The organism is Phenylobacterium montanum, assembly GCF_018135625.1.
Classification (GTDB): domain Bacteria; phylum Pseudomonadota; class Alphaproteobacteria; order Caulobacterales; family Caulobacteraceae; genus Poindextera; species Poindextera montana.
Window position 1 is genome coordinate 1,491,308 of sequence record NZ_CP073078.1, and the last position, 25,394, is coordinate 1,516,701.

Below are 25,394 nucleotides of genomic sequence, written 5' to 3' on the forward strand. Positions count from 1 at the left end.
GGGTGGCGGTTGCAGTCATTGATTGAGATCAGACCTCGGTAGCCAAGGCCGATCCTGAGCATCACAGCACCGCTGTCCGAGACCCCACTGTAGGCGGACACAGGCTGCTGGCCTTCGTTTCGGGCTCTCACAGCATCATGATTTGGCCCGCTCGCTCTCGAACACGCGCTTCCCGGCGCGACGCCAGAGCGTCAGGGTATCGCTCCGATCGCCGGCCTGAAGCATGGTGGCGAGGGAGAGGAACGCGCCGAAGAGAACCGCACGATCATCGCCGGTGAGCTCGACCAGGCCGGCCTTCTGCACCAGCCCGCCGAGCTCGATCAGATGATGGGTTCGCTCGCGCCGCTGCATCACCCACGCCCGCGTGTCGGTCCTCGATCGCTGCAGCTCAAGCCGACGCCGAGCCGCCGCCGTTCGCTTGCTGGCTTCCCGCGTCGTCAGAAGCGCCGCCAGCATCACGGCCACGTCCCTGAAAGAACGCCTGCCCCTTCTTCCTCCATCCCTCCTTCCTGGCCGCGTCCGTGATCTGGACGAGACCCAGGAGCCCGCCGGCTAACACCTCGATGTCGAGCGCATCGGCTCCGGTAGCGATCACCAGCTCGCCCAACTGTCGGACCTTGCGCTCCTTGAGGGTCTTCGCCTTGGCCTCAAGCGCTTTGAGTTCAGCATCGAAGTCGATCGGTTTGCGCATGGGAGACTCCATCAGGATCTGATGCGTCAAGTGTAGTGCAGGGGTGCCTGAGAAGCTTCGGGGTCGCAGGAACGGGGTGCGACGATCCGGTCCCTCCCGAGATTTTTTCTTGGGAGGGCGCGCTTATACGTCGTGCCGACGTTCTGCTCGTGGCGTAACTGGATCGCCGTCATGGCGATCTATCATTTCTCAGCCAAGGTGATCAGCCGCGCTGCGGGCGGCAGCGCCGTGGCCGCGGCCGCCTATCGCTCGGCCTCGCGACTGCGCGATGCGCGGCTGGATCGCAGCCACGACTTCTCGAACAAGGCCGGCGTCATCCATTCCGAGGTGATGCTGCCGAACGGCGCGCCCGACGAATGGTCCGACCGCGAAGAGCTCTGGAATGCGGTCGAGGCGGCGGAAGTCCGCCGAGACGCCCAGCTCGCGCGGGAGATCGAGTTCGCCATTCCAAGAGAAATGGAGAAGGCCGACGGGATCGAGCTCGCCCGCGACTTCGTGCAGCGCGAGTTCGTCGAACGGGGGATGGTCGCCGATCTCAATGTGCATTGGGATATCGGCGCCGATGGCCTGGCCAAGCCGCATGCGCATGTGATGCTCACGATGCGCTCGACCGGCGAGGACGGCTTTGGTCCAAAGGTCAGGGACTGGAACCGCACAGCGCTGGTCGAGCGCTGGCGTGAGGCATGGGCCGATCACGTCAATGAGCGCCTAGCCAAACTCGATATCGAGGCGCGGATCGATCATCGCAGCCTTCAGGCCCAGGGCATCGAGCTCGAACCTCAGCACAAGATCGGGCCCGCCGCCCAGCGCATGGCTGATGAGGGCCTAGAGGCCGATCGGCTCGACGAGCATCGCGAGATCGCCCGCTCCAACGGCGAGCGGATCATCAAGGATCCAAGCCTCGCCCTAGACGCCATCACCCGGCAGCAGGCGACCTTCACCGACCGGGATCTGGCGATGTTTGTGCATCGCCATTCCGATGGCCTGGATCAGTTCAATGAGGCGATGGGCGCGGTTCGCGCCTCGCCGGACATGATGGCCCTCGGCAAGGACGGGCGCGGCCTCGACCGCTTCACCAGTCGCGAGATGCTGGAGGTCGAGCAGAGCCTGATCCGCAGCTCGGCCCTGCTGGCGGAGCGCGAGAAGCACAGGGTCGGCGAGCCGGACCAGGCGCGCGCTCTGGCGCAGGCCGAGGCGCGCGGGCTCGCCCTCTCCGGCGAGCAGCGCGACGCCTTCGAGCACGTGCTTCAGCCGAAGGACCTCGGCGTCGTGGTCGGCTACGCCGGGACCGGCAAGTCGGCCATGCTGGGCGTGGCCCGCGAAGCCTGGGAGAGCGCGGGCTATGAGGTCCGGGGCCTCGCCCTCTCCGGCATCGCCGCGGAGAACCTGGAGAGCGGATCAGGCATCGCGTCCCGCACGATCGCCAGCCTCGAACATTCCTGGGCGCAGGGGCGCGACGCCCTCACGTCGCGCGACGTGTTGGTCGTCGACGAGGCCGGTATGATCGGCTCGCGGCAGATGGAGCGCGTGCTCTCCGCGGCCCAGGACGCCGGCGCCAAGGTGGTGCTGGTCGGCGATCCGGAGCAGCTGCAGGCGATCGAGGCCGGGGCCGCCTTCCGCGCCATCGCCGAGCGCCATCCGCATGTCGAGATCACCGAGATCCGCCGCCAGCATGAGGCCTGGCAGCGGGACGCCACAAGGCAGCTCGCGACGGGCAGGACGCGCGAAGCCCTGGAGGCGTTCGACGACCACGGTCGGGTGCATGTTTCGCAGACCCGCGAGCAAGCGCGCGCGGCGCTGGTGGAGCGATGGGATGCGGACCGCAAGTCCGCGCCGGATCAGAGCCGCATCATCCTCGCGCACACCAACGACGATGTGCGCGAGCTCAATCTGGCGGCGCGCGAACGGCTCCGCGGCGAGCCGCTTCGCCGGGCCGGCGCGCTCGGCCTGGATGTTGAGGTCCAGGCCGAGCGCGGCGAACGGGCCTTCGCCGCCGGCGACCGGATCATGTTCCTCAAGAACGACCGCGGCCTTGGCGTGAAGAACGGCATGCTCGGCGAGGTCGTCGAGGTCTCGCCGAGCCGGATGAGCGTGCATCTCGATGCTGGCCGCGACGTCGCCTTCGACCTGAAGGACTACGCCCACATCGATCACGGCTATGCCGCCACCATCCACAAGGCCCAGGGCGTCACCGTCGATCGCACCCACGTGCTGGCGACGCCGGGATTGGATCGGCATGGCGCCTACGTCGCCCTCTCCCGCCATCGCGGCCGGGTCGATCTCCACTACGGCAAGGACGACTTCGAAAGCCATGATCGGCTTGCTCACACGCTGGGTCGCGAACGCGCCAAGGACATGGCGACCGACTTCGCCGAACCAGCGCAGCCGCAAGCGCCCCCCACGCGTGGGCGCAGCATCTTCGCCGGGTTCAAGCCGGCCGCGCCGGCGCGCACGTCGGAGATCACGCCGCTGGATCGCGGCGAAACCGCCCTGCGCCGGACGATCGAGCGGCACGCCCGGGCCGCGGCCGACGTCGAGCGCATGCGAGCGCGCGGCCTGCCCGCCCTCGCCCACCAGCGCCAGGCGCTCGACCAGGCGCGGGACGCACTGAACCAGATCGATCGGCACGCCGCGCGGGACTTGGAACAGGCCTATGCGCGCGAGCCGGCGCTGCTGGCGGAGACCGCGGTCGGACGCACCCAGCGGGCTGTGCGCGTGCTGCAGCTGGAGGCGGAGATTCGCAGCAATCCCGCGTTGCGCGCCGAACGTTTCGTCGAGCGCTGGCAGGGGCTGGAGCGGCAGCGCACCGCCCTCTGGGCGGACGGCGATGTCGCCGGGTCTAGCCGCCTGCGCCAGCAGATGGGCGCCATGGCCAAGAGCCTGGAGCGCGATCCGCAGGTCGACTCGCTGCTCGCCAACCGGCGGCGCGAGCTTGGGATCGACCTTGAGCTTCGGCGCGGCCTCAGCGTCGGCGACAGCCTTACCCAATACCTCGGCCTTGGCCGCGGCCGGAACATCGGCCTTGGCCTTTGATGGAGACGGACGATGGAGCAGCAATCGGACTTGGAAGAACCGGTAGATTCGGCCGCCCTGGCCTTCGAGGGCCTTCGGCGAGAGGTGGCCCTGCTCAATGTCGCTATCGGCGGCTTGGCCGCCGAGCGGGCGTCGGCGCCGGACTACAGCGAGAGCCTGGCCGAGATCGTCCAGCAGGTCAGCCGTATCGCCGGCGGCATGGGCAAACTCTCTGGAGCGCCCGCGCTGCAACTCACACCCGACGATGTGGGGCGGCGGATCGTGTTGGCCGGGACGGAAGCACGCCGGCAGGAGCAGGCGGCCCTGCAGGGGGCGCAGGCGAGCCTTGAGCGGGCCGCGGCCGATCTGCGCGGCTGCGCCGCCTCGGCGCGGCTGGCTGGCGTGCAGAACCTGCGGCTGCTGCAGGTCGGCGCCGCAGCGCTGATGGTTGGCGCGGTGCTCGGCGTCTTCCTACCGGGCGTCGTCGTCAGGAGTGTTCCGGGCCGCTGGGCCTGGCCGGAAAAGATGGCGGCGGGGCTGCTGCATCGGGACCTGTGGTCCGCCGGTGAGCGGCTGCTCTTGGTGGCAGATCCGGATCGTTGGGGGCGGATCCAGATAGCGCAGGCGTCAGCCCAGCACGACTCTGCTATGGCCGAATCCAGCGCTCCGCCCCGCTCTTCCCGGCCAAGGCGGTCGCGGTCTTCGCAAGCCCAGGCGCCGCGCGCCGAGGCTGGGGATTCCCGCTGATCGCCGCTGGACAGGTCGGTGCGGTGGGTGTGAAGTCGTTCTATATTTGTTCCCGACGGAGCGCAGAATGCTGACCCAAAAGATCGATGGAGCCCTGGACGCCATCCTGGCCTGCATGATGCGCGTGCCGGCGTTGCGCGACACCTATCGCCCCGGCACGCCCGAACGGGGCGCCCTGGACGATCTCCTGGCCTCGCTGCAGCGGGCCGATGCAGTGCTGTTCGATCGCGGGCCAGATGCGCCCTCCCCTGCCGCCCTCGGCGCCGCCGAAGCGCCTGGCCGCTTGCAACCCTGGCTCGAACGCCGGACATAAGGGGCCGATGAAGACCGAGCTCGACCATCTGCCGGAAGCCAAGCGCCGCGAGCTTCAGCGCGTGGTCGAGATCCTGTTCGCCGAGTTCCAGGACGCCATCGCGCTCGGCACCCAGGCGCACAAGAAGCAGGGCCGGATCCTCAAGGTGATCCTCTATGGCTCCTATGCCCGCGGCGACTGGGTCGACGATCCCGTCGGCGGCTACAAATCCGATTATGACCTTCTGGTCGTAGTCAACCACGACCGGCTCACCGACATGGTGGAATACTGGGCCAAGGCCGAGGACCATCTCATGCGCGAGATGACCATCGACCATCGCCTGACCGCCCCGGTCAGCCTGATCGTCCACACCCTCTCCGACGTGAACGCCCAGCTGAAGCGCGGCCGCCCGTTTTTCGTCGATATCGTCCGCGACGGGATCGCGCTCTACGAGGCGCCAGGGCATGAGTTCGTGCATCCCGAGCCCCTGTCGCCCGAAGAGGCGCTCAAGGAGGCGCAGGGGTATTTCGACGAGTGGTTTCCGAGCGCGGACGAGTTTCTCGTTCACGGTTTGGATGCCGTGTCGCGCGGCTGGGCTAAGAAGGCTGCGTTCGAGCTCCACCAGGCGAGCGAACGGCTCTTTCATTGCGCCCTTCTGGTCCTGACCCTCTACTCCCCACGCGCTCACAAGCTCAATTTCCTCCGTTCGCAAGCGGAACAGCTAGACACCCGGTTGATCGCAGCTTGGCCGCGGCGATCGAAATTCGAGCAACGCTGTTTCGAGCTGCTGCGGCGCGCTTACGTGGAGGCGCGGTATTCGCCGCAGTACAAGATCACGACCGACGAGCTGACCTGGCTCGGCGAGCGGGTCACAGCGTTGCAGGCGCTCGTCAAACAGGTCTGCGAAGACCGGTTGGATGTTTTGCGGGCCGAGGCCTGAGTCGGCCGCGACGTCGAGTTCGATGACACCGGGCCCTTGATCAGGTTATTTCCAGGGCGTGAAGCCGTTCATCGAGATCGCCGGCGTGTCCGGCACTGTCTATCGCTTTCAATGGGTCAGCGGCCCGTCAAGGCTGCCGGCGACCGCCGGCAATTTCATCTTTTTCCGCTCCGCTCCCGACGGCGATGAGATCGTTTGCTGCGGAACGGCGCGCAGCTTGGTGCTCGCCGCCACTGCCTGGGAACGGGCCCGCGATCAGTACGGGGCCGCGTCAATCTACGTCCGCCTCAACGTCTCGCGAGCGATCCGAAGCGCGGAGCACCAAGATATTGCGGCTAGGCAGGCACCGATGGTGACGATCACGGAGCTAGATTAGTTCGAGGTTGCGGCGGGAGCCGTGGTGCTGTCGTCATCGGCGACCAGCGAACCGCTCAAGGGTGGCGTCCTCAAGGCGCATGCGTCCCATAAGGCGTCGTCCGCGGCCGCGGAGCCCGCTCCCAAACCGGGTGCGACAAGCGGTCATAGCGCCGGCTAAGCTATCAACGGCCCGAGGATCACATTATTCAGACCATGCTGGACTCCACTACCAAAACTGCCCGCTAGCGGCCTTCGTCAAACGCTGTTCGATGAGCAGGCGCTCCACGCCCGGAAATCGATGGCAATGCGTGCCGACCGAACTCTCCAGACGATACGGTCTTGAATCTCGGTCGTGGATGCCCGATCTTGGCAGCATGCCCGTGACCGTAGTTCGTAAGCCCAAAAAGGCCGTGAAAGCCACCAAGGCGAAGGCCATGGTGCTCGGCTTAGCAAAGGACGGCATCAAGATCCTCAAGCAGGGCCGCTCGAAGCACTTCACCCAGAAGGAAGCGCTCGAAACTGCCCGCAAGGTTGTCGCGGCACGCGCTGGCAAGTGAGCGAGCGGCAGGTCTTCATCAACTGCCCGTTCTCCGTGGACTACCAAGACCACTTCCGGGCCATAGTTTTCGCTGTCATCCGATCGGGGTATACCCCAAGGTGTGCCCGCGAGAACGATGATGGCGCCGAGATTCGTTTCAACAAAATTTGCCGGATTATCGAAGATTGCGACTACGGCGTGCACGACATCTCGAAGACCGAGCCCGATCCAGGGTCGGGACTGCCGCGCTTTAACATGCCCCTTGAACTCGGTCTGTTCCTGGGCGCCAAGAAGTACGGATCGAAAAAGCAGAAGGCAAAGAACGCGCTCATCCTTGATCGCGAGGCCTTCCGCTATCAGCAATTCATCTCCGACATCGCCGGCCAAGACATTCATGCTCACAATGGTGATGTGGCAAAGCTGATCGGAGAGGTCGCGACCTGGCTGAGAGATGCCGCACCTCAAGATGGCGTCCCTGGCGGAGTAGCGATTGCAGCAGAATACCAAGCATTCCTGGCCGACCTTCCTAGCCTTTGCGCGGACAAACAGCTTGATCCCGACGAAATCACCTTCAAAGACGTGACTTTGCTGGCGGCAGCCTGGATAGTCGCGACGGCGAAAGCGGCCGCCTGACGGGGCGTGAGTGCCAGTTGCGGTTACCAGGGCTCGCCCACAAAAGCCTGGGCTTTGGACGTCGGAACTGACAGAACGCGGGCGGCCGGCGAGCGCCAATAGGCATCCTAAGAAGTCGGTCTGGCTGGCGGCCTCCGGGTGCGATAAGCGGACGTAGCGGGCCTAGCGGCTTGCGGGGAAGCCGCCGCCGGCCTGGACATCGCGAAGTACGTTTGACGGCTGGCGCCTAGTCGTCGACGTCCTTGAAGATGCCCGCAGCGGTGCCAGACGCTGAGCTTTCCGGCTTCTTCATCGACGCCGAACTCCAACCTCCTCCATGCGAGCGCTCCTCGCCACCCAGGCTCTCAATGTGGGCGTCGATCTCCGCGTAAAGTTCGTCAAACTCGTCGTTGTCCTCCATTTCGAAGTAGGCCTGCGCAGCCTGAAGGTTCTCCTTGAATTCGTTGTAGAGCCCGACCTCGTCCTCTGAAGAGTAGCGGCCAAACTCGCTGAAAACACTTGGGATGTCGGAAAGCCATGCCTTCTTGAAGGCTGCCTCGTACGCCGCGAACTCATCGTCCTTGAATATCTGGCGGGTGACTTCGTTGGTCAGGGGCTTGGCGTTTAGCCAGGAGATGGAGTGTTCCTGGATCTTCGCAACCATTGCCTTACGCGTGGTCTCGGGGAACAGGGACCAGGAGGCCATGGCTGCGAACAGGACGCGGCCACCCAGAACCAGCTCGCTGGCTGCAGCGCCTTCCGCCCACTTCAGGATGTCCGGCCGCACATCAAGGATCCGCTCTAGGAACGCCTTCTCGCATTGCGAGCCCAGGAACCACATCAGGGCGTCATCGAGCGGGTGTTGCTTCAGCCGCTCAATCAGCGCGGGATAGAGGGCGGGCGGAATGCGAATGCGGCCGCTCTCGGCGGCCTTCTGGCGGCACGCGGCGTCCTCCAACAAGCGGTCGAGCTTCGCACCATGGACATAGAGTTCGATTAGCTCCGGCGAGGGCCCCACCAGGGTGGCGAAGGCGTCCGCCACGGTCGGATGGCGGAAGATCCATCGGTCGCCATCATCCTCGGAGATCAGGCGGGTAATGCTGTCGTTCAGGTGCTGCATGGCCCGCGCGATTTCGGCGTGCGTGACGCCGGTCAACCGCGTAACCATCTGCATAGCCGGCGTCTCCGCGATCGGCGACGGGACCCCAGACTGGGAGTTCAGGAAGACTAGGGCGACAGCGGCGCGCGAGGGGTCGTCCAGCTGCTCCAGCACCTCGGCCAGGAACTCGACCGGGTGCTCCACGAGCTCGATCAGCCGCTCCCGACTGATCACCAAGTTCTTTGTGAAGAGCGGATCGCCCAAGCGGCGTGCAGTTTCCGGCAGGAAGGCCTTGTTGGAGGCAACGGCGGGCAGGAAGGGTTTGAGACGCTGCCGAATCTCCCGTGGCTGCACGCGGCGCACGTGGTTGTAGAGCATCTGGGCGCGCTCTTCGTCGGAGAGGGCGTGGACGTTGACGACCACTTGGCTCTCCTTAAACAGCGGGAAGGCGCTGGTCTTCAGGTGCGGGCGGGCTGCCTCCCAGATGTAGTTACGCGATGTGAAGACAACGCGGGCGCCGCCCTCGACCGCGGCGCGCAGGGCGCCAAGTTGGGCGTTCCACCCCGCCATCCGGGCGGCATCAAAGTTGTTTGGGCCGAAGGCGTCGTCCACCCAAAGGAATTGCTTTTCGCCGGGATGCCAGAGGCTGAGCTGGTCAGGCGAATTGATCTTCAGGGCGCCCAGGCAGCCGTCGTCGATGGCGCCGAGTGCCAGGATCGCGGCGATGGTGGATTTTCCGGAGGCAGGATCGCCCAGCAAGATGACGAAGCCATGCTCCTGCAGCGCCGTCACAGCCGACCGGTAGGCGTCAGTTGGCACAAAGCAGCTCAGGTCGGACCCCATGGAATTGAGGATCGCTTGGGCCTGCTTGTAGCCGTGGCCGGTGATGACGTGGGACAGGTCGCCGATCCCGTAGACCCGCGGCACGAGCATCCGCAGTCTTGGGTTTTCTATTAGTTGCTTGACGATCCAGCCGCCGTCGAAAGTCCGGCACTGTTTGACGCCAACCGACTCAAAGGCCTTGCAGATTTGGTTGTCGGCATCGCCGGACACCCCGGCGTTAGTCATGACGATGTAATCGTCGGCCAGGCCGTCCGCGGCGAGCTTCTGAGCCTTCGGCAACTCGTCCTTGAGGTCGGCAAGCGTGAGGTTGGCGCCAGGCTTGCCAAGAAATTTGCACTGGATGGTCGACTTTCCCGCGAGGGGACCAGCGGCGTCCCAGCGTCCGAGGAACGCGCCATCCCGGCCACCGTCGTTGGACCCCAGGAAGGACTGCACCGGGCGCTTGAGGACTTCGGCGGCAACCGCCGCGGCCAGATCCTGGAAAGCCTTCCAGCCAAGTTGGCTGAGGTCGAAACTCACGATCGTCCATGCTCCGCCGATGGATCGGCTCTTGTGGCCAGGACTCGCGGAAGCGCCCCAGCTAGCTCTGCGTTATGCCAATGCCCCCGTGGCGGCCGAGCGTCAACGCCCTCCGGGCCAAGACCTCATGCCTGGATCACTCTACGGGTGCTGCCGCAGGCTCGCCTGCTCGGGCGACGGCAAATGGCGACGCCCCGCGCGCGCCAAGGGTGCGCCACGGCACCTCGATAGTCTCGCAGGGCCTCGATCTTCCCGTCTTAGAATTGGCTGAGATCGGCCAACATCTCGAGCGTGTTCCCGCCCGCGGCAGCGGTGGCCATGTCGAGTGGGTGGAACTGATGATGATGAAGCGGTGAACCAGCCGGCTCGCTCCGATGGCCAACTCAGCGCCGGCTACTTCCCGGTCACTGCGTTGCCCTTGCGCTTCACCTTCGGCGCCGGCGCTTCGACGTAGAGGCGCATATCGAGACGCTTGAACATCTCGTAGCCATCATCGTCCCCGTACCGGGTGATCAGATCGTCCACCCACGTTTTCAGGGCCTCAGCCGGATAGCTTTCGGCGTTCTTCTTACCATCGAAGATAATCTCGACCGTTTGATATCCGACACCATTACTGTCTTCATCGATGTCGTACTCGCCGCGGATGCCGCAATTGGTCAGCTGTTCGAACACGCGCCGTCCTCGGCTAATGCCCCAGGCCGATGCTTTGAACCGAGACTCGTTAACCGAAAGCCTCCGCTCGTTTGGATCGCCATGGCGGGCTACGACCCACACCGACTTCAGTTGCTCTTGCTTGACGCTGTCCTTTACGTCAGCGGCCAGCACGCGCTTCAAGCAGTCGTAAACTTGTCGGAGACCCGCCTGCGAAAGGGTCCGTTCCTCTTCGGTGTCGCCAGGCGCGCCGTCGAGGCGCGAGGGGAAGGCCACCGATTGCCCCTTCTTGACCGGCGTCGGAGATGTCTTCTTTCGGAAGCTCTGCGAATAGCACAGCAGGAAGAAGGCGAATTGGGCACGGAGCGTTTCGACGATATCTGCGACGTTGTCGAACGGGTGTAGCCAGTTGTCCTCGTGGCCGGAGGCGACCCAGTCGACGAAGTCGAAGATCCGCGTGTCGTCGACCGTCGGCTTGAAGTCGGCAGTCGGGTTTTTCCTGAAGGTTGGTCGCAGCGCGTCGACCTTCTTGTCGATGAACGCGATGATCGGCCGATCCAATTTCTGTGCGGCTTTCACCTCCTCATTGGTGATGGACTTGTCGCTGCCGACATAGGTACCGCCGCGGCGACCGCCGATAATGAGAACGACGTAGTCTGCGTTCTGCATCATCTCGAGGCAGGCATCGTGGGAATGGACCTTTGGAGTAACGCCGAACGTCTTGCCCTGTGAGTTCAGGACCTCGAAGCCGTGACCCTCAAGGAAGGTGGTTAGCGCCGCCCGCGCATCCGAGAGATCATAGCAGGTCGAGGAAAGAAAGATTCGCGGCTTCGCCATGGCGTGTCCTTGTGTGTAGCGCCAAGGCGCAGGCCATGGTCGTCAGTCGCTCGATATGGTCAAGCCGGGCCGCCCATTCAACTTGGGCCAGAACGCCTTACACGCCCCTACGTTGCTTTGAAATATTCCACATCCATACCGGTCCTTCAGAAGCCCCGCTAAGAGGCAAAATCCCCAGCGAGAATGACGGCTTTAGGGAAGCTAGCGCAGCATTGGATCGGTCTCGCCTATGTCTGCATTTGGCGATCAAGAGCAAGGCGGTGTCGCCAGGATGTCAGCCTAGTCCCGCGGCGAACATGTCTGCCTTCCCGATTGGCACGCCGTTGTTGCGCAGGATTGCGTATGTCATCGACACGTGAAAGTTGACGTTCGTGGCGGCGAAGACGGTCAGCCACCGCGCCGCGGGAAATGTGGGGGCCATCCCCGGCATGATCTCGAATGTCAGAGGAATTTCGTCCCGGCCATCGAATTGCTCTGGCGTAAGCGCGCGCAGGTACGCCAGGGCGGCGTCGAGTCCGGCGTTCAATCCGGCGACGTCGAGATCGGCCGCGATCCCCTCTGGAGGCTCCAGGCCTGCAACGCGCGCCGTCCAGGTCCTGCTGAAATTGGCCACCACCATCACCTGGAAACACAGGGGATGCATGTCCTCCGCCAGCCGCCAATTGAGCATTTCCCGCTCCGGCACGCCCAGGCCGGACACATGCGCCGCGCCCTTGTCGAGGAGGTGCTTGGTGGCGACAACGGAACGGGCGAACAGATCGACGAAGCTGAAGAGATTAACGGCGGACATCGGCTCTCCTGAAGGTTCTGCCGTTTCATATGCGGCCGGAGGCGGGGCGGCGATGGCTGGGCGGCTCGAAAAGCGGCAGGTGCGCGATCCTGCCGATCATCATGACCGTTATATGGATTCTGACGCAGCTTTATGCCCATCCTTCGGAGGGTAGCAATTAGCGAACGGCTTGCCTGGCACAGCCGATTGCGCGACAGAGATGTGGGCTGTTCACCCCTGCGAGCGGGAGATCCGCCAGCAGGAATTGGCGACCCGGGCTGTCCTAACAAGCTGCGTCTACGGAACCAGGGCAGCAATCAATTGCGGCCCCCGCACCTTCATAGCGCTCGCAAAGACGGACTCGAAATGTTCGGCTCTCTGGCAGGAGATGGTGGGCAAGCCGAGACTCTTCGCCAACGAAACCCAGTCTATCTCGGGCTCGCCGATATCGAGAATCCGCTGAGCTCGGGGGCCGGCCGCTCCCGAGCCCGTACGGGCCATCTCAATGTTGAGGATGCGGTAGCTATTGTTGACGAAGACGACGACGGTGACGTCGAGATCTTCTCGCGCCAGCGTCCACAGGGCCTGGACCGTGTACATGGCCGATCCGTCACCGGTGAGCGCCACGACCTTGCGATCGGGCGCGGCCACTGCGGCGCCCACGGCGAGCGGCAAGCCGATACCGATGGCCCCTCCGGTCAGGCCCAAGACGTCGTGTGGGGCCGCCGCCGTCGTCTGTTCGGCGACGCCCGCGCTGGATGTCACGCCGTCATCGCAAATGATCGCGCCGTCGGGCAGATGGCGTGCGATCGAGATCCCGATCGATTGGGGGCTGAGGTCGCCGCTTGGAGACATGTCCGTTCGAACGTGAGGCTCAGAAGGCCCCTCCCTCGGGGCGGCGATGGCGTCAGCCAGCGCAGCGAGCGCCTCTACCGCATCCTCGGTGCGCGACGCGAGGCGCATGGCCCTGCAGCCCGACGGCATGAGCAGGCTCGGACGATCCGGGTAGGCGAAAAAGGCCACCGGTTCGGTCGTCCCAGCCAGGACCATCAGGTCGACGCCTTCAAGCGCCTTGAGGGCGGCCTCTGCGAAATAGGGCATCCGTTGCGGAGTGAACCGCCCTGTTCCGCGCGGCAGGCGCGCGACAAAGGTGTCGACCATGACCGTGACATCCTTGGCCTGAAGGCGCGCCGCCTGGGCCAGCCCTTCAGCTTGGCACGCTTGACCGCCGATCAACACCACCGGCTTGGCGGCGGCGCGAAGCGCTCCGGCCACAGCGTCGATCACGGAGCCTGGCGGAGCCAGACGCGCCGGCTTTTTCACGACAACCGGCGATGAGCTCGTCTCTGTCCAAGCGCTGTCGGCCGGCAGAATGAGACTGGCCGGGCCGCCTGGCGGCCCGTAGCTCGCCGCCACCGCCTCCGCCGCCAGCTCGGCAACCGCATCCGCTCTCTCGGCCGACTTGACCCAGACCGAGTTTGGGGCGGCGAGCGCGGCGATATCCGAGTTCAGCGGGGCGTCATATTGGCGATGATAGGTGGCGTGGTCGCCGATCACATTGACGATCGGGGTATGGGCGCGGCGCGCATTATGCAGGTTGGCGACGCCATTCCCGTAGCCGGGGCCCAGGTGCAGCAGGGTGCAGGCGGGTTTTTCCGCGATGCGCCCATAGCCGTCGGCCGCGCCGGTAGCCACCCCTTCGAACAGGCAGAGCACCGAACGCATGGCCGGCTGGCGATCCAGCGCGGCCACGAACTGCATTTCGCTGGTTCCGGGATTGGCGAAACAAGCCGTGACGTCATTGGCGAGCAAGGTCGCCAGCAGGGCGTCGGCGCCGTTCAACCCAAGGCTCCATCACGTCGAGAGATGAAATCGGCGGGGCCCAGGTCAGCCTGGGCGATGCGCGCCGGCGCGGTTTCGCGGATCAGCAGCAGCCCTGCAAAACCGATCAGATTGGCCCCTGTCAGGTACCATGCCGGCGCCATCTCGCTGCCTGTCACGTGGATCAGCCAGGTCACGACAAGCTGGGTCGAGCCGCCGAACGCCGCCATCGCGATGGCGTAAATCGAGGCGAACCCACGCCCCCTGACCCGCTTCGGCAGACTCTCGCTGAACGCCGTGTAGAAGGCGCCGGCGGTCAACCCGCTGAGCACAGCCATGACCGATATGACGCAAACCAGGGCGATTGCTGTCCGAGCGCTCAGGATCAAGCCGAACAAGGGAAGGACAAGGATCAAGTTGGCGAACGATGACCAGATCATCAGCGGCCGCTGGCCGATCCTGTCCGACAGCCAGCCGCCGAACAGGATGGCCGCCGCTCCAATCAGATAGGGCACGAGAACAGCCGTAAATCCGGCGGCCGGACCAAGATGCAGTTCGCTCTGAGCGAATGTGGCCATGTAGCCGGCGACATAACTGCCGATCGCGTTGGCGGCGAACACCATCAGGCCGATGATCAGGATGCGGCCACGTCCGCGTAATGTGACGCGAACGGCAGCGCTTTCGCCCGCATCCGCAACATCCGGCCCAGCCGCATCCAGCGTTTCTGGCAGTGATCTGCGAAGCCACAGGCCGAACGGTACCGTGACCGCACCGAGCAGGAAGGCGATACGCCAGCCGTAAGCGTCCAGCGCCGCCTGGGACATTGTGACGGACAGCACCAGGCCAACAGAGGCGCCGACGACGACCGCCAGGTTCTGGCTGGCGCCCTGCCAGGCCACCATCAATCCACGTTGGTGCGGCGCTGCTCCCTCGACGATGAAGGCGGTGTTCGGCCCGGTTTCGCCGCCCAAGGCGAATCCCTGGGCCAGCCGGGCGAGGATCGCCAAAACCGGCGCGACGATCCCGATCGTGGCGTAGGAAGGCGTCAGCGCCAAGCCGACGATGGCGAATCCCATCATCAGATAGGCCAGGATCATCGCCGGCTTGCGCCCGACCCTGTCCGCATAGGCCCCGATCAGGTATGCGCCGACCGGGCGAGCGGCGAAGCCCGCGCCGAACGTCGCTAGCGAAAGCATCAGGCTCGAATACTGATCGCCTGCGGGAAAGAAGGCGTGCCCGATCTGAATGGCAAAAAACGCGTAGATCAGAAAATCATAGAACTCGAGCGCGTTTCCCAAGGCGACGGCGAATACGTCGCGGGGGCGAAGCAGCGGCCTGGCGCTCATGACCTGGACGCAAACCATGGGGTGATCCGGGCGATCGCCTCTTCCACCTGGGCGGTCGAAACCGCGAAGCTCATGCGGATGAAGTGACGGCCTCGGTCAGGATCAAAGTCGACGCCCGGCGCCGTCGCCACACCGGTCTCGCGAAGCAACTGCTTGCAGAATGCAAGGCTGTCATCGGTCAGATGGCCGACATTGGCGTAGATATAGAAGGCGCCGTCCGGCGGGGCGATGTCCCGCAATCCAAGACCTGGAAGGGCCGCCAGCAGCAGGTCGCGATTGCGGGCATAGACGGCGAGATGCGCCTCCAGCTCAGCGCGACTGTCGAGAGCGGCCAGAGCCGCGTGCTGGCTGAGCGACGGCGCGGTGAGAAAAAGATTGCCGACGAATGTTCTTGCCCGCAGCAGCTGGGGCTTGGGCGCCAGGAGCCAGCCCAGGCGCCAGCCGACCATGCTGAAATATTTCGAAAAGCTATTGATCACCAACGCGTTGGGCTCGAACTCGAGCATGGAGGCCGCCGGCTCCACATAGCTGAGGCCGTGATAGATTTCGTCGGATACGATGGTGATGTTGCGTGCGCGGCAAACCTCAGCGATCGCCTCGAGTTCGCCCCTGCCAATGATCGTTCCCGTCGGATTCGCCGGGCTGGCGATGATCACGCCCGCAGGCGCCGGCTCCAGGGCGGCAAGTGCCGCCGCCGTGAGCTGAAAGCGCGTTTCCGGGCCGAACTCGATTTCCTGCGGGACGAGGTGGAGCGCCTTGAGCGTGTTGCGATAGGCCACGTAGCCGGGTCGCGCCACGGCCACGCGATCGCCAGGTTTGAAGCTCGACGCCAGCGCCAGAACTAGCGCCGGCGAAGCGCCGCAGGTCAGTATGAACTGCTCCGGCTCGACCGCGACCCCATAGGTGTCGGCATAGTGGCGAGCCAGGCGCGCCTTCAAAGGCTCGCTCTCCCAATAGCCCATCCCATCCCGGTCCAGGACCTGGTGCGCGACTTCGATCGCCGCACTAGGCGCGCCGGTGGACGGTTGGCCGAACTCCATGTGGATGATGGACCGGCCTTCAGCCTGCAGAGCGTGCGCCAGACGGCTGACGGCGATGGCGTGAAACGGTTCGAGGTCCGCTTGCACGGCGCTCACCGGACCGCCAGGCGCGGCGCGGGCGCGATGACGCCCATGGGCAGGATCGACGTCCGCAATATGAGTCTTTTGTTCACGTCGGCATCCCGAGAGGACCAGCGGATCTGCACCTTGGCCGCGCCAAGGCGCGGCCGGGCTGAGGCTGATTAGTGCATCATTCTCTAAATCGCAATATTTTTCTATTTAGAAAATTTTAACATGACAGCCACGGAGCTCCGGCCGCCTGAAGCCCAGGCCGGGCTATCCGTGGATCTTGCCGTCGATCTTCATGAAGCGCGTGTCGGTCGGCGTTGAAAAGACGGACACGATCCGACAGGGTCCAGGGCCCGCATTGACGTAGGCGTGACCCATTCCACTGTCGAAATAGACGGATTCCCCCGCTTTAAGTCTCAACGGCGCATAGGTGTCACTATAGATGAGCAATTCGCCCTCGATCACGAGGACGAATTCCTGTCCCTTATGCCTGTGGAATTCACCAAATTCTTCAATGGATCTGGCTGAAATGTCCGCCACCATCGGGGTGAACGGCTTATCCAGCAGATCGAGCGCGTGATATTTGTACTCGCCATGGGGAGATCGGACGACCTCGCCATCATCCAGTCTCGTGACAGCGCGCCGGCTGCGATCGCCGCCACCAGATTCGCTTCGCGGCGTGGCGATGACGTCTGCGAGATTCACGCCGAGGGCGGAAGAGAGTCGAAGCAGCCGCTCGAGCGTGAGGGTCGTTTTTCCGTTTTCGATCTTGGAAAGGGTGGAGACGGGCACGCCCGTCTTTCGGCTCACCTCGGCAAGGGTCCAACCGCGGTCGCTGCGGAGGTCCTTAAGGGCTGCTCCAGCGGTCAAAAGCGCCTGAAGCTGCGCGTCTTCGCCGATCATCACGCCTCCATCCCCGGCCATAAGTAGCTCATGCACGCTGATTCACAAAATATGTCGAAACCAACATCGCCATTCTGAAATAATTTTCTAGACAGAAAATATTGTTCGTGCTGAAACGCGTCCCGCCGCCCGAAGACATTCGGCCTCCGGACGGTTGGCGCGGGCAAGGCGCAGTGAAAAGGCGGTCGGCTGAGACCGCGCGCCGTTCCACCCCGCTTTTTGTCAGTAGGGGGCGAAATGTATCGATCTCATCTGAAGTCATCGCTGGTTTGCAGCGCAGCTGTTCTCTCGCTCGCCGTTGCGACAGCCGCTCATGCCCAATCGAGGGCGAGCGGCGGCCAGGCAGCGCCGCGACCCCAACAAACGAGCATTGACGAAGTGGTGGTCACCGCGACCAAACGCTCGGAAAACATCCAGAAGGTGCCCCTGGCGGTCCAGGCGCTCGGCGAGGCCGCCCTCAAGGCGCGGGGCGCCCAGACCGTCGAGGAAGCCATCGCCTATGTCCCTGGCGTCAACTTCTCGTCAAACGGGACCAATGCAGGCACCTATACCATTCGCGGCGTCGCCACGAGCAGCACGACCACCAACTCGCAGGCGACAGTCGGCCTCTACATCGACGACATCGACGTCCTGGACCCGGCCTACCCCAAGATCACCACCAACCTGCGCACGTTCGATGTCGAGCGGGTCGAGGTGCTCGAGGGGCCGCAAGGCACCTTGTTCGGCGCCGGCGCTCTGGGCGGGGCGATCCGCATCATCACCAACAAGCCGAACCTGACAACGTTTCAGGCTGCCACGGAGACGACGCTTTCAGGGACTGCGGGCGGCGGCCTGAACTATGACGTAAACGGAATGGCCAACATCCCCCTCGTGCAGGACCAATTGGCGCTGCGCGTGGTCGACTACTACCAGCAGGATTCCGGCTATATCGACAACGTCACCCGACACGAGTCCGGCGTGAATTACGCGAATTCGGAAGGCGGCCGTGCGGAGCTCAAATGGAGGCCCATCCCCGACCTCACCATCACCGGCACAGCCCTGTTCGAGAATGATCGGCCGCACGACAGCCCGTACAGCGACTATGGCGACAATCGTTACAAGTGGAATGGAGCCGTCACCAACACCAACTACAACGAGACCCGCATCTACAGCCTCGCCCTCGACTACAAATTCTCGTGGGCCGATCTGGTCTCGATCACCACCTTCGCCGACAAGTTCGAGAACATCCAGGCCGACTTCACCGCCGACGCCACGTCCCTGCTCGGCTTTGCGGCGCCGCCTTCGGTCGTCAACGACTATGGTCCTTCGCAGACCTTCGATCAGGAGGTTCGACTGACCTCGTCCAACGCGGGGCCATTGCGGTGGCTGGTCGGCGCCATCCTGGTCGACAACCGCAGGACGGTGATCGAGCCTGTCGTCGTGCCCGGCTCGGGCGCTCTGGTTGGATCCAATTCCGACGTCGTTTCCTACAGCAAGGGCCTTTCGCGCGTGCGTGAAGCGGCGCTCTACGGCGAAGCGTCCTACGATATTCTCCCCAAGCTGACCGCCACCATCGGCGTGCGGGTTTTCAACGATCAGCTGACCAACCAACAAACTCTATCGGGCACGCTGGTGCCGGCCAGCCACACCTTGACGCACGACACCGAGAGCTCGGCGACGCCCAAGTTCAACCTGGCCTACCACGTCACGCCCGAGTCTCTGCTGTACGCCCAAGCGGCCGAAGGTTACCGCATTGGCCAAGCCAATATCGCGATCGTCGACCCGATTTCGAAAGAACCCATCCCCGCCGCGGCTCGACCCGACAAGCTCTGGAACTACGAGATCGGTGAGAAAAGCAGCTTCCTTCACGGCAAGCTGATCGTAAACGCCGACGTCTACTACATCGACTGGAGCAACATTCAGCTTGGCGAGTTCACCCAGCCCAGCGGCATCAACTTCATCGGCAATGCAGGCAGGGCCTATGTGAGGGGGCTGGAGCTGCAGGTGCAGGCGCGGCCGACCTACGACTGGCAACTGGGCGGATCCCTGAGCCTTGACGACTCCCGGCTCACCAGCATCGCAGCCACTGTGGCTGCGTCGAAAGGCGACCGACTGCCGGGGTCTGCGCCGCTGAACCTCGTGCTCTATGCCGAATACAGTCACCCGATCGCGTCCGATCTCAGCTGGTTCGCGCGCATCGACACCCGTTATGTGGGGAAGGAATACGCGGATCTGAACAACAGCTCATCCCTGACCTACGGCCGCTATGCGGAGTTGAACCTGCGCGGCGGCCTGAATTTCAACCGCTACACCCTGACCGCCTTCATCAAGAACGCCACCAACGGACACGCAAGGACGAGCGCCTTTCCTGACCTGACCGTGCCCGTCGCCATCCGTCAGCAGCCGATCACGGTCGGCTTGACCTTCGCGGGGCGAATGTGAGCCGGCGTTCGATTTCGCACCAGACAACGGATTCTTTGGAGCATTGGCGATGAACGGGTCGACACGGCGAAGTCTGACGCTGGGTCTGGGCGCCGCCCTGGCTGCCGCCGCCGCGGGGCGGGCCGGGGCCGGACAAGCCGCCGACGAGGCGCCCGTCGACGCCCGCAAGGTGATCGCAGACGTCCAGGCGTTGCCCGGTGGAATCGACGAGCTGAAAGCCGTCGAGATCAACGGCCTCAAGCAATGGATCCATGTGCGTGGCGCGGATCGGCGAAATCCGATCCTGCTTTTCATTCATGGCGGTCCAGGCTCGCCGATGATGCCTGAAGCGTGGTCCTGGGAGCGTCCCTGGGAGGATCTTTTCACCATGGTCCAATGGGACCAGCGCGGCGCCGGCAAGACCTACGCCTCAGCGGGCGGGCTCGGCCCCCAGCCCCTGACCGTGGACCTGATGCTCTCGGACGCGAAGGCGGTGGTCGCCTATCTCAGGCAGACTTACGGCCGGGAGAAGATCTTCGTGCTGGGCCATTCATGGGGCAGCCTGCTGGGCCTCATGTTGGCGCACGCCATCCCCGATCAGCTCTACGCCTACATCGGCGTCGGCCAGGCGGTCAGCGGACGGCTGAATGAAGAGGTCGGCTATCGCGAAACTCTGGAGGCGGCGCGGCGCAAGGGCGATCAAGCCGCGATCAAGGCCCTCGAGGCCATTGCCCCCTATCCGGGGGCGGGCCCTCTAGACCTGGAGAAACTGGTCGCTGAACGCCAGTGGGACGTCGCGCTGGGCGGTATGCGCTACGGTCAGGACCACGCGCCGGAAATGCCGATCTGGAGCCTCAGTCCCGACTACACCGAGGCTGACTTGGCCACCGCCTCCAAAGGCGAACTCGAATCGGTCATGGCGCTCGCGCCCCAGCTTCCCGCGGTCGATCTCCGATCAATCGTCGACTACCGCTGTCCAATCTTCTTTTTCGCCGGAGTCGATGATCGGACCACCCCGACCTCGGTGGTCGAGCGCTATTTCACCTCCCTGCGCGCACCCAAGAAGCGCCTGTTCGTCATGGAACACGCTGCTCACTATGTGGTCGATGAGGCGCCTGGCTTGGTCCTCCTTGATCTGGCCCGCGAGGTACGTCCTCTGGCGCCGTAAGCCGGTCGCGTCGCACGCTGAGAAAGGTCTTCCGTGGACGCCATCGCGGACAAATCTAATGACCGCAATGGAGCAACCGGCGCTGCGCTAGCGGCTTCCAGCAAATGACCGCAAATGGCGAAGCCGTGCCCGGCTGCCTTCCGGTCGAGATGCGCCACGAGCGGAAGTTAGGGGCGGTGCACAAATTCTCCGTTCGCCATCGTGTCGGCGCCTCCCTGAGGACGTGTGAAACTTCGCATTTCATCCCTCCGCCGTGTTGGCAGGGTAGATGGCGCATGGTCCCTCGGTTCGTTTGAGCTGAGTTCACCAGGGACGGAATCGCTCGGTTAGATCGTTGCACGACGGAGCAGTGGGAAAATGCCGCCAGCCTCCAAGAGCTGCCGTTCATGGGCCGTGGGACGCGCGATTTTTAGAACCTGTTTGGATCCGGCGTTTGTCAGCGTCCCGGCCTCCCAATCCACGGACAGAACGTCCCACCGTTGGATTGCGCTGAGGATGCCCGGGCAGGTGATCTGCGGAAATCCGTTGGCGAGTTCGCCCATCAGATAAAGCGGCGCAAAGGATTCCGCGATCACCCCGGCGATGCCAATTCGGCGCATGGTGTCCATCGGAGGCCCATGCGGGTGGCCGTAGCCGAAGTTTACGCCGCCGACCAGAAGGTCACCGGATTGCACCACACTATGAAAGTCGGGGTCAAATGCCCCCATTGCGCTCGCGCGCATCGCCTCTGTATCGTGGGAGCGCATGACGTCGAAGCCCAGAATACGGTCGACATCGAAGTTCGGCTCGTCAAACACGAAGGCCGCGCGTCCCTGCAATATAGGCATCATCGAGCGAGATATCCGCGTGGGTCTGCGAGACGACCTTCGATTGCTGAGGCGGCCACGACCGCCGGGCTGGCGAGATATATCTCGGCTTCGGCGCTACCCATGCGGCCCGGAATGTTCAGTGTACCGCTTGAAACCGCCGCCTGACCTGAGGCGAGGGCGCCTACCGCGCCGTAGCAATAGCTGCAGGTCGGCGAGGAAATGAAGGCCCCTGCCGAGGCCAACTCGGCAATCAGCCCCTCCTCGGCCGCCCGCACCATGATCTCGCGGCTAGACGGTACGACGTTGAGCGTGAAGCCAGGATTGATCCGACGTCCTCGAAGCAGGCTGGCTGCTATGCGGAGGTCCTCCAGGCGCCCGGAAACGCACGAGCCTAGGTAGCCAACCTGAAGCGGTCGCCCGATGACCTCGCTCAGGGGCACGATCGTGGCCGAACTCGGCGGAACAGCGACAAGCGGGCCGACTTTGTCGAGATTGCAGACCAGGTCCGCAGCGTAGACAGCATCGGCGTCGCTGACGATCGGTGGAAGCACAAGGCGCGCTCTGTTGCGTACAAAGTCCCGGACCCGCTCGGTCGGTTCCGCGATAGCGGTGAGCGCTCCAGTAAACATCGCCAGGCCCGTAATGGTCTGCAAGTCGTCCAGAGACAGGCTCTCCAGTCCGGAGCCGGACAACTCCAACACTTTGCGGTTGCAAAAGTCGGCGCCAAATTGCGCGATGAGGTGATGAATAAGGTCGCGCGCCATGACCCCTGACGCCAGCTGCCCTGTCAGTTTCACACGCACAGTTTCCGGGACGGTGAAGGCGATGGTCGGACGGGCGAACGCTTCGTAAATCCCGATGTGGATACCGACCGCCAGCGTTCCGAAGGCGCCGAGTTGGCTGATATGGCCATCGAAATGGACGGCGAACGCCCCAGGCGAAGCGTAGCCGGATTCCGACGCCACCACGTGGCCGATGCCCGCGCCATCATGAATTTCAACGCCCTTTGCGTCGCACCAGTGGCGTACTTCGGCCATCCGGGCCTCAAGGCGGGCGTCGGTCACCGGGATGTTGTGGTCCAGAAAGAGTGCGAACCGTTCCGGAGCGTCGAGGCGTTCGATCCCGAACTCCTTGGCGATCAGCCGCGGGAACTTGACGAAGCCCCCGAAGACGTAGGCGAGAATGAAGTCTGGTCGAACCTGCACCTCGTCGCCCGCTCGAAGCGCACGCCCCTCAGCGGCGCGGGCAAGGATCTTCTCCGTCATGGTAAAGCCGGTCACGCTAGAGGCCTGGCGCCTTTTGGGCGCCCCTAACTAGCCGACCTGGCAGCGCGCCGGTCGCCTCCCCTTTCAGGTAGGTTACGACGCCTGATTTCACGGTCGCGTCGTACCCTTGTGCGCGCTGAAGCAGCCGGCGACCGCCTGCGGGTAGATCATCGACCATGATCGGCGCTTGCAGCGTGAGATTGTCGAAATCGATCACATTGAGATCGGCCTTGTATCCGGGCGCAATGCAGCCGCGGTCCAGAAGGCCGACGGCCCGCGCTGTATCCAAGGTCTGCATCCTGACGAGATGGGCAAGATCGAACCGGCCAGTAGGCCTGTCGCGGCCCCAATAGCTCAGCAGGAAGGTTGGAAAGCTCGCGTCGGAAATCATGCCGACATGTGCGCCGCCGTCGCCAAGGCCGACGAGCGTATGCGGGCTGTCTAGCATAGCGCGGCAGGCCTCGAGGTTGCGGTCTGCAAAATTAGAAAAGGGAGCGAAGAGAAAGCCTCTGCCCTCCTCCTCAAGCATCAGGTCCAGAGCGATCTCCAGCACCTGGCGTCCCGTCGCCCGAGCCGTCGCGGCTATGGAGCTCTCTGGGGCAGGTTCGTATTTGGGTGGGCTGCCCAGCGGGAAAATCCGCTCAAAGTCGCTGAAGCGCGCGACAGCTTCCGCCGCTCGGCCCACAGGCCTTTCCGAGAACAGCCGCGCGCGGAACTCCGGCTGACGCAGTGCGGCGACTTTTTCCGCGAACGGCAAGGCCGCGAGCGATCGAAACGAGGGGTGAGCCGAGAACGGGTTCAGACTGGCCTGCAGCCCGAGCAGGGTGCCGATGGGGCGCGGCGCCACTTGGCCCTTGATGGGCAAACCGTTGTCGGCGGCCGCCCCGATTAGACCGAGCAGTATTTTCCACGCGGCCGGATCGTGATGCACCTGGGCGAGCGACAAGGTAGTCGGCCGTGCAAACCGCTGCGCTAGGCGTCGCACGATGCCGAATTCGGCGTCGGGGCCGGGCGAGTCGAAGTCGGAGATCATTTCGAATACGCCCGCCGAAGCGTCATCAAGCCCTTGGAGGATCCCCGTCAGCTCCGCTTCCGCTGCCCGCAGCGAGGGCGTCGGATCGCCTCGCTTGGTTCGGTGGTTGAGCGTCCTGGAGGTGGTGAACCCTAGAGCGCCTGCTTCCATCGCTTCGCGAGCGAGCCTGCGCATCTGGGCGATATCGTCGTCTGTCGCCATCTCAAGGCGCGCCCCGCGCTCGCCCATGACGAAAATGCGAAGCGCCGCATGGGGGAGCTGTGCGGCAATGTCGATGTCGTGCGGTCGGCGCTCCAGCGCGTCGAGATAGTCTGGAAAACCTGTCCAATTCCAGGCCAGACCCTCATGCAAGGCCGCGCCGGGAATGTCCTCGACGCCTTCCATCACTTCGACCAGCCGATCACGATCTTCAGGCCGGACCGGCGCGAAGCCGACGCCGCAGTTACCCATGACCGCCGTAGTCACACCGTGCCAGCTCGACGGCGCGAGATAGGAGTCCCAAGTGGCCTGGCCATCGTAGTGGGTATGGATGTCGACGAAGCCGGGCGTGACCAGGCGATTGGCGGCGTCGATCTCCGCCTCGCCTTTCGTCAGATTTGCTCCGATCGTGGTGAAGACGCCGTCCTTAATCCCTATGTCGGCGACGTAAGGCTCGCCGCCACGCCCATCAGCGACGCGCCCGCCCCGAACGACCAGGTCGAACTCAGCCATGGGTTTGAGCCTGAGCTTGGGGTTGCGTGGGCCACTGGCCCAGAACGGCAATCGCTTTTGCGACAGCCTTCTGGCGGCGCTCGATGTCAGGGAGAAATTCTCTTTCGGTCAGGACGATGAAGGCGTTGGTGCGCAGACCCCGCAGGGCCATTTCGCCGACCGCGCGTGCGTCAAGACCAGTGTCGACCCGCCGCTCGATCATCTGGAAAAGCTCTTTGGCGGGTCCCGTGAACCCGGTTTCCATGAGCCAAGCTTGCCGCGCCGGCAGGTCGCCCGGGGCATTCCGCGCGCTTGTGGCGATACGGCTTTTGACAAAACCCGGACACAGGACGGTGACGCCGACGCCGTGCGGCGCCAACTCGTCGCGCAGGCTCTGCGATAGCCCGACGACAGCGAACTTACTGGCTCCATACTGACCGTGGTTCGCGGCGGCGGTCAGACCGCCGATCGACGCGACATTCAGTATATGGCCACTGTTCTGCGCCTTGAAAAAGGGCGTGGCGGCGCGGACGCCGTTGACGACGCCCATGAGGTTCACTCCCAGAACCCAGCTCCAGCCAGCGTCGGTCCAGGACTCCACAGGTCCTTCCAGTCCAACGCCAGCGTTGTTGCAGATTATGTCTATGCGGCCGAAGCGGTGCACCGTGGATTTCACCGCCGCATGGACGGCGTCAAACGAAGAGACGTCGGCGGTTTGACTGAGCACCGACCATCCTCGCGCTAGAAATTCGTGTTCGACCTTCGCCAAAGCGCCTGCTTCGATGTCGACCAAGCTTAAAGCTGCCCCCGACTCGCCGAGCACTTCGGCAATGGCGTAGCCAATTCCACTTGCCGCGCCCGTGATCAACGCGACCTTGCCGTTGAAGTCCTGCATGAGCGTCTCCTTGCTCCCAAAGGGCGCATGTCGACGATCGACGCGAAA

Annotated in this window: 22 protein-coding genes; 9 read left to right on the forward strand and 13 right to left on the reverse strand. The window is 64.0% G+C overall.

Going from position 1 to position 25,394, the window contains the following annotated elements; genetic code table 11:
• Positions 1-135: 135 nt before the first annotated feature.
• Positions 136-351, reverse strand: a complete 216-nt coding sequence (locus KCG34_RS06605; RefSeq protein ID WP_211939599.1) for a conjugal transfer protein TraD — start codon at positions 349-351, stop codon at positions 136-138.
• Positions 352-388: 37 nt separating this feature from the next.
• Positions 389-691: a conjugal transfer protein TraD gene (locus KCG34_RS06610; protein WP_211939600.1), complete on the reverse strand. Its 303-nt coding sequence runs from the start codon at positions 689-691 to the stop codon at positions 389-391.
• A 171-nt stretch (positions 692-862) separates the two neighbouring features.
• On the opposite strand from KCG34_RS06610, the gene traA reads away from it, so the two are divergent.
• From traA to KCG34_RS06645, 7 genes are all read left to right on the forward strand, one after another.
• Positions 863-3,724, forward strand: coding sequence for a Ti-type conjugative transfer relaxase TraA (traA, locus tag KCG34_RS06615; RefSeq protein WP_211939601.1), 2,862 nt, complete (start codon positions 863-865; stop codon positions 3,722-3,724).
• Between the two features lie 12 nt (positions 3,725-3,736).
• Complete coding sequence (locus KCG34_RS06620; protein WP_211939602.1) at positions 3,737-4,450, forward strand: DUF6118 family protein; 714 nt, start codon at positions 3,737-3,739, stop codon at positions 4,448-4,450.
• A gap of 67 nt (positions 4,451-4,517) precedes the next feature.
• A complete protein-coding gene (locus KCG34_RS06625; RefSeq protein ID WP_211939603.1) occupies positions 4,518-4,763 on the forward strand; it encodes a hypothetical protein in 246 nt (81 codons plus the stop codon).
• On the forward strand, positions 4,687-5,682 hold the full coding sequence (locus tag KCG34_RS06630; protein WP_367576021.1) for a HEPN domain-containing protein: 996 nt from the start codon (positions 4,687-4,689) through the stop codon (positions 5,680-5,682). Before KCG34_RS06625 ends, KCG34_RS06630 begins: the two co-directional genes overlap by 77 nt.
• A 58-nt stretch (positions 5,683-5,740) precedes the next feature.
• Positions 5,741-6,058 carry a hypothetical protein gene (locus tag KCG34_RS06635; RefSeq protein WP_211939604.1) on the forward strand — a complete coding sequence of 106 codons (318 nt, stop codon included), beginning with the start codon at positions 5,741-5,743 and terminating at the stop codon, positions 6,056-6,058.
• Positions 6,059-6,347: 289 nt separating this feature from the next.
• The gene (locus tag KCG34_RS06640) at positions 6,348-6,596 is read left to right on the forward strand and encodes a hypothetical protein (RefSeq protein WP_211939605.1); all 249 of its coding nucleotides are present in this window, start codon (positions 6,348-6,350) and stop codon (positions 6,594-6,596) included.
• Positions 6,593-7,210 (forward strand): hypothetical protein, encoded by a 618-nt coding sequence (locus KCG34_RS06645; RefSeq protein WP_211939606.1) that lies wholly within the window; start codon positions 6,593-6,595, stop codon positions 7,208-7,210. The genes KCG34_RS06640 and KCG34_RS06645 overlap by 4 nt, the downstream gene beginning before the upstream one ends.
• A 226-nt stretch (positions 7,211-7,436) precedes the next feature.
• On the opposite strand, the gene KCG34_RS06650 is transcribed toward KCG34_RS06645, so the two are convergent.
• The 7 genes from KCG34_RS06650 to KCG34_RS06680 form a co-directional block, all read right to left on the reverse strand.
• Positions 7,437-9,650 carry an nSTAND3 domain-containing NTPase gene (locus KCG34_RS06650; RefSeq protein ID WP_211939607.1) on the reverse strand — a complete coding sequence of 738 codons (2,214 nt, stop codon included), beginning with the start codon at positions 9,648-9,650 and terminating at the stop codon, positions 7,437-7,439.
• A 393-nt stretch (positions 9,651-10,043) separates the two neighbouring features.
• A complete protein-coding gene (locus KCG34_RS06655; RefSeq protein WP_211939608.1) occupies positions 10,044-11,138 on the reverse strand; it encodes a DUF4062 domain-containing protein in 1,095 nt (364 codons plus the stop codon).
• 274 nt (positions 11,139-11,412) lie between these two features.
• A complete protein-coding gene (locus KCG34_RS06660) occupies positions 11,413-11,928 on the reverse strand; it encodes a DUF1993 family protein (protein ID WP_211939609.1) in 516 nt (171 codons plus the stop codon).
• Between the two features lie 276 nt (positions 11,929-12,204).
• Positions 12,205-13,749, reverse strand: coding sequence for an acetolactate synthase large subunit (locus KCG34_RS06665; protein WP_211939610.1), 1,545 nt, complete (start codon positions 13,747-13,749; stop codon positions 12,205-12,207).
• Entirely contained in the window at positions 13,746-15,092 is a 1,347-nt protein-coding gene (locus KCG34_RS06670) for an MFS transporter (protein WP_211939611.1), read from the reverse strand. Before KCG34_RS06670 ends, KCG34_RS06665 begins: the two co-directional genes overlap by 4 nt.
• Positions 15,071-16,201, reverse strand: a complete 1,131-nt coding sequence (locus KCG34_RS06675) for an aminotransferase class I/II-fold pyridoxal phosphate-dependent enzyme (protein WP_211940735.1) — start codon at positions 16,199-16,201, stop codon at positions 15,071-15,073. The genes KCG34_RS06670 and KCG34_RS06675 overlap by 22 nt, the downstream gene beginning before the upstream one ends.
• Positions 16,202-16,450: 249 nt before the next feature.
• Entirely contained in the window at positions 16,451-17,086 is a 636-nt protein-coding gene (locus KCG34_RS06680; RefSeq protein WP_211939612.1) for a helix-turn-helix domain-containing protein, read from the reverse strand.
• 378 nt (positions 17,087-17,464) lie between these two features.
• Here KCG34_RS06680 and KCG34_RS06685 point away from each other — a divergent pair, with 378 nt between their 5' ends.
• Entirely contained in the window at positions 17,465-19,507 is a 2,043-nt protein-coding gene (locus KCG34_RS06685; protein ID WP_211939613.1) for a TonB-dependent receptor, read from the forward strand.
• A gap of 49 nt (positions 19,508-19,556) precedes the next feature.
• Complete coding sequence (locus KCG34_RS06690; RefSeq protein ID WP_211939614.1) at positions 19,557-20,654, forward strand: alpha/beta hydrolase; 1,098 nt, start codon at positions 19,557-19,559, stop codon at positions 20,652-20,654.
• Positions 20,655-20,980: 326 nt separating this feature from the next.
• Here KCG34_RS06690 and KCG34_RS06695 read toward each other — a convergent pair whose 3' ends face one another.
• The 4 genes from KCG34_RS06695 to KCG34_RS06710 are packed head-to-tail and all read right to left on the reverse strand — an operon-like array spanning position 20,981 to position 25,346.
• Entirely contained in the window at positions 20,981-21,484 is a 504-nt protein-coding gene (locus KCG34_RS06695; RefSeq protein ID WP_211939615.1) for a 3-isopropylmalate dehydratase small subunit, read from the reverse strand.
• Entirely contained in the window at positions 21,481-22,743 is a 1,263-nt protein-coding gene (locus KCG34_RS06700) for a 3-isopropylmalate dehydratase large subunit (protein WP_211939616.1), read from the reverse strand. Before KCG34_RS06700 ends, KCG34_RS06695 begins: the two co-directional genes overlap by 4 nt.
• A gap of 1 nt (position 22,744) precedes the next feature.
• Entirely contained in the window at positions 22,745-24,472 is a 1,728-nt protein-coding gene (locus KCG34_RS06705; protein ID WP_211939617.1) for an N-acyl-D-amino-acid deacylase family protein, read from the reverse strand.
• The gene (locus KCG34_RS06710) at positions 24,465-25,346 is read right to left on the reverse strand and encodes an SDR family oxidoreductase (protein WP_211939618.1); all 882 of its coding nucleotides are present in this window, start codon (positions 25,344-25,346) and stop codon (positions 24,465-24,467) included. Before KCG34_RS06710 ends, KCG34_RS06705 begins: the two co-directional genes overlap by 8 nt.
• Positions 25,347-25,394: the final 48 nt, after the last annotated feature.